Source organism: Microcystis sp. M_QC_C_20170808_M9Col (assembly GCF_007095495.1).
Classification (GTDB): Bacteria; Cyanobacteriota; Cyanobacteriia; order Cyanobacteriales; family Microcystaceae; genus Microcystis; species Microcystis aeruginosa.
In genome coordinates, this window is record NZ_SFBZ01000119.1 from 1 (window position 1) to 6529 (window position 6529).

The following is a 6529-nucleotide window of genomic DNA, read 5'->3' on the forward strand; positions in this document are numbered from 1 at the left end:
AATCACAAATTAGCTAAAGCCGTTCAGGATATGGGTTTTTACGAGTTCCGAAGACAACTTGATTATAAAACTCAGTTGTATGGTTCGGAATTAATCATAGCCGATAGGTGGTTTCCTAGTAGTAAAACCTGTTCCAATTGTGGGTACAAGAAAGAGTCTCTATCTTTAACTGAAAGAGTTTTTGAGTGTGAACAATGCCATGTAGTTTGCGGTCGAGACTTGAACGCTAGTCTAAATCTAGCTTCTTTGGCGGTGAGTTCCACCGTGTCAGCTTGTAGAGTAGATAGTGCCGACACTACTACAGTGAAGCAGGAAGTTAACGTCAAATTTGCTCATGAGTAGATTTGAGTAGGTTTAATAGAACGGATAATATAACCTTGATATTGACAATGGCGACTTATGAAAATTTTAATTATGGGTGGAACCCGATTTATCGGTGTTTCTTTGACTAAAGTGTTAGTAGAACAGGGTCATGAAGTAGTATTATTCAATCGTGGCAATAAACCCGCTCCGGTTGCTGGAGTACGACAGATACATGGCGATCGCACTGACCCAGCGCAACTGAAAGAAAAGCTTAAAAATGAGAGTTTTGAGGCAATTTTCGATAATAATGGCAGAGAATTAAGTGATACTCAGCCCCTCGTCCAGATTTTTAGGGAAAGAATCGGGCATTTTGTCTATGTTAGCTCGGCGGGGGTTTATTTAAAATCCGACCAAATGCCCCATAAAGAAGGGGATAAACTAGATCCCAAAAGTCGCCACAAGGGAAAACACGAGACAGAAAACTATTTAAGCGAGATGGGTTTACCCTGGACTTCCATCCGTCCGGTTTATATCTACGGACCGGGTAACTATAATGACCTAGAAGCTTGGTTTTTTGACCGTTTGGTTCGTAATCGTCCTATTCCTATACCCGGTCATGGAGAACATTTTACCCAATTTGGTCACGTTGTCGATCTAGCTAAGGCCATGGCCGCAGTATTGGGCAATTCTCAGGCTATCGGTCAAGTGTATAATATTTCTGGCGATCGCTATGTAACTTTTAACGGTTTAGCAAAAGCTTGCGCGGCAGCGATGGGGAAAAATGCCGAGGAAATCGAGATTGTTAACTATAACCCCAAAAAATTTGACTTCGGCAAAAAGAAACCTTTCCCCCTGCGGGTTCAACATTTTTACGCTGATATTAATAAGGCCACCCGGGAGTTAAACTGGCAGCCTGAATATGATCTCGTCAGTGGTTTAGCAGACTCCTTCCAGAATGATTATCTCCCTTCCGGTCGCGATCGGCAAGAAATAGACTTGGCGATCGATGACCAGATCTTGGCAAACCAACAAAATTAATTTTTTGGTGGAAGTGGGGAAGTGGGGAAGTGGGGAAGTGGGGGAATTTCAACTAAAACCCCAACACCCTAAAACCCTAAAACCCTAACCCCCAAACTGATGCAGCTTTAACCAGTTATTGGACATTCCACCAACCGAAGGCCGGCCCGACAAAGCGAATAACTACCCAAACCCCAGCTAAAACTCCTATACCAATCCAGGCACCCCTAGTGGTTAACTTGTAAGCTTGGGATGCTTGACTTTTGGTAATCGGTAGCCAAGGCAGGATGTTTTCTTCCTGTCCATACTTATCACCCAGGGCCGATTGACGACGTTTTGATTCACCCATACTAATGTCAGTTATTAAGAGGTTTTTCTCTGATTGTATATCGAAAGACAACCGCCTACACTCACTCCCAGTCCGTGAAGGAGGGCGATCGAAACTGACGGCTGATGACCGACTATTATAGAATTAAAGGTTGCGACCGAAACGAGAATAATTATGGCAACCATTAACAGTAATTACTTAAAACTAAAAGCGGGTTATCTTTTCCCGGAAATTGCCCGACGAGTCCAAGCTTTTGCGGCAGCTAATCCCGATGCTAATATTATCCGTCTGGGGATTGGGGATGTCACCGAACCTTTGCCCCTAGCTTGTCGTGAGGCAATGATCAAAGCAGTGGAGGAAATGGGCGATCGCTCTAGCTTTAAGGGTTACGGGCCCGAACAGGGTTATGCTTGGTTAAGGGAGAAAATCGCCGTCCATGATTTTCAGGCTCGCGGCTGTGATATAAGTGCCGATGAAATCTTTATTTCCGACGGTTCTAAGTGCGATACGGGCAATATTCTCGATATTTTTGGAGATAATAACTCGATCGCCGTGACAGACCCAGTATATCCCGTTTACGTTGATACTAATGTTATGGCCGGACACACGGGAGAGGCCAACGACCGCGGCGAATACGAGGGCTTGATTTATCTGCCAATTACCGCCGAAAATAACTTTACTGCCCAGATTCCGGCGGAAAAAGTCGATTTAATCTATCTCTGTTTTCCCAACAATCCCACCGGGGCCACGGCTACCAAAGAACACTTGACAGCTTGGGTCAATTATGCTAGGGCCAACGGATCGATTATCTTTTTTGATGCGGCCTATGAGGCCTTTATCACCGATGCCAGTTTACCCCATTCCATCTACGAAATCGAGGGGGCGCGGCAATGTGCGATCGAATTTCGCTCTTTTTCTAAAAATGCTGGTTTTACCGGGACGCGTTGCGCTTTAACCGTGGTTCCCCAAAGTCTCATGGCCAAAGCGGCCGACGGCAGTGATGTGCAACTCTGGAAACTGTGGAATCGTCGGCAATCGACCAAATTTAACGGCGTTTCCTACATTGTCCAACGGGGGGCCGAGGCGGTTTATTCCCCGGAAGGACAAGCACAAGTACAAGAACTTGTCAAGTTTTATTTACAAAATGCAACAATTATCCGAGAAAAATTAACCGCTGCTGGTTTAGAAGTCCATGGCGGCGTAAATGCGCCCTACGTTTGGGTAAAAACGCCCCAAGGTCTATCGAGTTGGGATTTCTTCGATAAACTGCTACATACCTGTAATGTGGTGGGGACCCCCGGATCCGGCTTTGGGGCTGCCGGAGAGGGTTATTTCCGGCTGTCGGCTTTTAATAGTCGTGCCAACGTCGAGGCCGCTATGGAAAGAATTATCAGTAAATTTCAAGGCTAATGGTCAAAAGAGGGATGTTTGCGGAAGCATCCCCCAACAACCCCATCGGAGAATAATTGATAGACTGTTGACACACCCAATTTTTCGGTAACTACTCACCGACAACGGCTCACCGATGCGACCCTTTTGGCTAGAATCCTTACAGGTAGAAAGATTAACGATCGCAATTGCCGGCCTACCGGCACATCTGCAAGGGATCAAGTTGGTGCAGTGGTCAGATCTGCACTGCGATGAACAGCATTTGCCTGTAGCTGTCCTGCAAGAAGCGATCGCCATTACTAATCAAGAAAAACCCGATCTCATCTTCCTGACGGGGGACTTTATTACCGATAGTCCCAGGCCAATTTTTACCCTGGTCGAGAGCATAAAAGCTCTCGAAAGTCAAGGGGGTATTTATGCTTGTTTAGGAAATCATGACAGTTATCCTCCCCACGCAAGGGAAACGGTCAGAGCAGCCTTAACTAGCGTGGGAATTCGGGTACTCTGGAATGAAATCGCCACACCCTACGGCGAAAATTTTCCCATTGTCGGATTGGCCGATTATTGGTCTGGGGAATTTTTACCGCAAATCCTCGAGCAAATTGCTCCCGATATACCCAGACTTGTCCTTTCCCACAATCCCGATACAGCCATGGTTTTAAGGGATTGGCGCGTGGATTTGCAGTTATCCGGTCATACCCACGGAGGCCAAGTGACTATCCCGGGTATGGGTTCCCTACCGATAGTTTTAGAGAAACTTAGGCGATCGCTGCCCGAACCCTATGGTCAATGGGTTCCCCTTCACCGGCAGTTTAGCAGAGTAGTCCGATACTGGCAATGGTCCGAGGGATTTCACCGAGTCGGGGAAAATCAATTATATGTCAATCGAGGCTTAGGAACCTATTTTCCCGGTCGTCTTTTTTGTCCCCCCGAAGTGACGGTAATTACGTTGATCAACGGCAGTCAGTCTGGAATCAGTGATCAGTGATCAGTGATCAGATGTGAGTTTTTAGTGAACAGTATGACAGCAAAAAAGCTCGCCATCTCCCCGCTCCCCACTACCCCACTACCCCACTGGTTACTGCTCACTGAAAAATCCCCATCCCCCCACTTTCCACTAAATAAATGACTGAGCAAGATACTGACTGGATCGGTTTGATGATCGGCAATTCTCGGCTACATTGGGGGTATTTTCGCGGTCAAACCCTGTTAGCTTGTCTCGATACTCCCCACCTGAGGGAACCCCTAAGTAATGAATTTTTGCAACAAATTTTCCCTAAACTCTTGACAAATAAATGTAACTGTGCATTGATTGTCGCATCCGTGGTTCCTAGCCAAAGAGAATTATGGGCAAATTATGGCAATTTACGGATAATTACTTTAAAAGACATTCCTTTGCTGGATTTATATGCAACATTCGGCATTGATCGAGCTTTAGCTGTCTTAGGTGCTGGAGAAAAATACGGATTTCCCTGTTTAGTCATCGATGCGGGGACAGCCTTAACTTTTACGGGAGTGGATGGGGATAAAAAGCTAGTGGGGGGAGCAATTTTACCCGGGTTCAAGGTGCAATTAGCCAGTTTAAGGGAACGGACGGCAGCCTTACCAGAGGTGTCCTTACCGGAAAGATTACCGCAGATGTGGGCAAAAGAAACAGCAGAAGGGATAAGAAGTGGGATAATCTATACAATTTTGGCGGGAATAGAAAAATTCAGTCTGGAATGGTTAAATTTATATCCAGAGAGCGGGATAATTTTAACGGGGGGAGATGGGGACTTAATTAGGGATTACTGGCAAGAAAACGCCATTACATCACTCCTAGTGGATAAGACGATCATTTTTCAGGGAATTGCCGCAGTTAAGGGAATCTCCTCCTGTTTAATTGACAAAGGCGAACATATCTAGTAAAGTCGGGGAAAGTTTTCTCAACCTGGGAAATTTCTCAACAACTAGGCAAAAAATTCAGGATATAGTTATGGCGATCATTCTAGTAACTGGTTCTGCTGGTTCACAATGAGGTTATTAAGAGCAGTATTGACCCAAAAAAACTCAACCAGCGCATATTTTAAGATACCATTATGTTAACTAAAATCTACAACAATAAAATTTTCCGATTTCTCATTGCTGGGGGAGTGGCATTTCTAATCAACTTATTCTTAATTTATTGGTTCATTGACGACTTGGGATTCAATACCCCATTTCTGAAGAATGTTGCTAATGTCATTTCGATAGAAATATCTTTAATTGCCAGTTTCTTTATCTACAGAATCTGGGTGTGGACTGGGGGAGATTGGACAATCAGAGATGTGATTTTGATACAACTTCCTCTCTATCATCTCTCGGCAGGTTTAGCAGTTTTACTGCGAGTTTTCTTGATATTTCCCTTCTTAAACTGGTTAGGAATTAGCCCCGGAGTTAACACAATGATTGGGGTTTTAGTGGGGGCCAGTATTAACTATGTTGCCAGTGATAGCCTAGTTTTTAAACCCAAGAATAAGACTAATGAGACAGAAATGTACTATCCCGAAGGATTAGCACCAGCTTTCCAGATGGATGGTTACTCTCACCCACGTCAGTCAAGGGATAACTATGCAGTAAAAACCCTATCAATAATTATCCCTGCTTACAACGAAGAAGATTGCATCGAAAGCACCACTCACTTAATATCTGAACGTTTAGAAGAGGATAAAATTGATTATGAAATCCTAGTGGTTAATGACAATAGCAAAGATAACACCGAAGCAGTTCTGCAAAAAATCAACCAAGAAAATCCCCGGATTCGCTACATCAATAACTATTATCCCAACGGGTTTGGTTTTGCGGTACGCTGTGGGTTAGAAAATTTTAGCGGGGATGCAGTGGCGGTAGTAATGGCAGATAATTCTGACTCTCCCGATAACATGGTGGACTATTATTATAAACTGCAAGAAGGCTACGATTGCGTTTTTGGTTCTCGTTTTATCAAAGGAGGAAAAGTTATTGATTATCCCAGGCACAAGTTATTCGTCAATCGTTTGGCTAATCTATTCATTCAAGTTTTATTTGGGCTAAAATTTAATGATACCACTAACGCCTTTAAAATCTATCGTAAGGATGTTATCGAAGGAATCTCACCTCTACTCTCTCACCATTTTAACTTAACAGTAGAGATGCCCTTAAAAGCAATCGTGCGAGGATATTCCTATACGACAATTCCCATCACTTGGCGCAATCGTACCACGGGGGTTTCCAAGTTAAAACTCAAGGAAATGGGCAGTCGTTATTTATTTATAGTTCTCTCTATCTGGTTAGAAAAACACCTTTCTCGAGGCGACTATAAGCGCAAACAGAAAAAGAATCAAGTGGCTAGATAATTACTTATCTAGAGGAGTATTTTTGGCTCTTCGTTACCCTTTATGCTAAATCAACATACAAGATGCCAAGATAACATACTTCTAACCCAAAAATTCCGAAAGTTTCTAAAGCCATAGCCTCTCCGTTTTATTAGTTTAA

General features: G+C 43.9%; 7 protein-coding genes. 6 read left to right on the forward strand and 1 reads right to left on the reverse strand.

All coding sequences use genetic code 11. The features are described 5' to 3' along the window. Positions 1 to 342 (forward strand): RNA-guided endonuclease InsQ/TnpB family protein (locus EWV68_RS07310; RefSeq protein WP_287169344.1); only part of this gene is annotated, 342 nt, incomplete at its 5' end. Positions 343 to 399: 57 nt separating this feature from the next. Further along, positions 400 to 1341: an NAD-dependent epimerase/dehydratase family protein gene (locus EWV68_RS07315; protein WP_287169345.1), complete on the forward strand. Its 942-nt coding sequence runs from the start codon at positions 400 to 402 to the stop codon at positions 1339 to 1341. Positions 1342 to 1456: 115 nt separating this feature from the next. Here the strand turns inward: EWV68_RS07315 and EWV68_RS07320 are convergent, their stop codons facing one another. Beyond that, positions 1457 to 1669, reverse strand: coding sequence for a DUF2839 domain-containing protein (locus EWV68_RS07320; RefSeq protein WP_002759416.1), 213 nt, complete (start codon positions 1667 to 1669; stop codon positions 1457 to 1459). A gap of 153 nt (positions 1670 to 1822) precedes the next feature. On the opposite strand from EWV68_RS07320, the gene EWV68_RS07325 reads away from it, so the two are divergent. The 4 genes from EWV68_RS07325 (at position 1823) to EWV68_RS07340 (ending at position 6390) form a co-directional block, all read left to right on the forward strand. Continuing rightward, on the forward strand, positions 1823 to 3058 hold the full coding sequence (locus EWV68_RS07325; protein ID WP_287169347.1) for an LL-diaminopimelate aminotransferase: 1236 nt from the start codon (positions 1823 to 1825) through the stop codon (positions 3056 to 3058). Positions 3059 to 3173: 115 nt separating this feature from the next. Further along, the gene (locus tag EWV68_RS07330; protein WP_287169349.1) at positions 3174 to 4025 is read left to right on the forward strand and encodes a metallophosphoesterase; all 852 of its coding nucleotides are present in this window, start codon (positions 3174 to 3176) and stop codon (positions 4023 to 4025) included. 137 nt (positions 4026 to 4162) lie between these two features. Continuing rightward, the gene (locus EWV68_RS07335) at positions 4163 to 4942 is read left to right on the forward strand and encodes a pantothenate kinase (RefSeq protein WP_287169350.1); all 780 of its coding nucleotides are present in this window, start codon (positions 4163 to 4165) and stop codon (positions 4940 to 4942) included. 173 nt (positions 4943 to 5115) lie between these two features. Then, positions 5116 to 6390, forward strand: coding sequence for a glycosyltransferase (locus tag EWV68_RS07340; protein WP_287169352.1), 1275 nt, complete (start codon positions 5116 to 5118; stop codon positions 6388 to 6390). The last annotated feature ends 139 nt before the right edge of the window (positions 6391 to 6529 follow it).

What these genes read in the sequence shown, in the direction of transcription:
- EWV68_RS07315 (WP_287169345.1), top strand. Translation starts at nt 400, where the DNA reads ATGAAAATTTTAATTATGGGTGGAACCCGATTTATCGGTGTTTCTTTG.
- EWV68_RS07320 (WP_002759416.1), bottom strand. Translation starts at nt 1,669, where the DNA reads ATGGGTGAATCAAAACGTCGTCAATCGGCCCTGGGTGATAAGTATGGA.
- EWV68_RS07325 (WP_287169347.1), top strand. Translation starts at nt 1,823, where the DNA reads ATGGCAACCATTAACAGTAATTACTTAAAACTAAAAGCGGGTTATCTT.
- EWV68_RS07330 (WP_287169349.1), top strand. Translation starts at nt 3,174, where the DNA reads ATGCGACCCTTTTGGCTAGAATCCTTACAGGTAGAAAGATTAACGATC.
- EWV68_RS07335 (WP_287169350.1), top strand. Translation starts at nt 4,163, where the DNA reads ATGACTGAGCAAGATACTGACTGGATCGGTTTGATGATCGGCAATTCT.
- EWV68_RS07340 (WP_287169352.1), top strand. Translation starts at nt 5,116, where the DNA reads ATGTTAACTAAAATCTACAACAATAAAATTTTCCGATTTCTCATTGCT.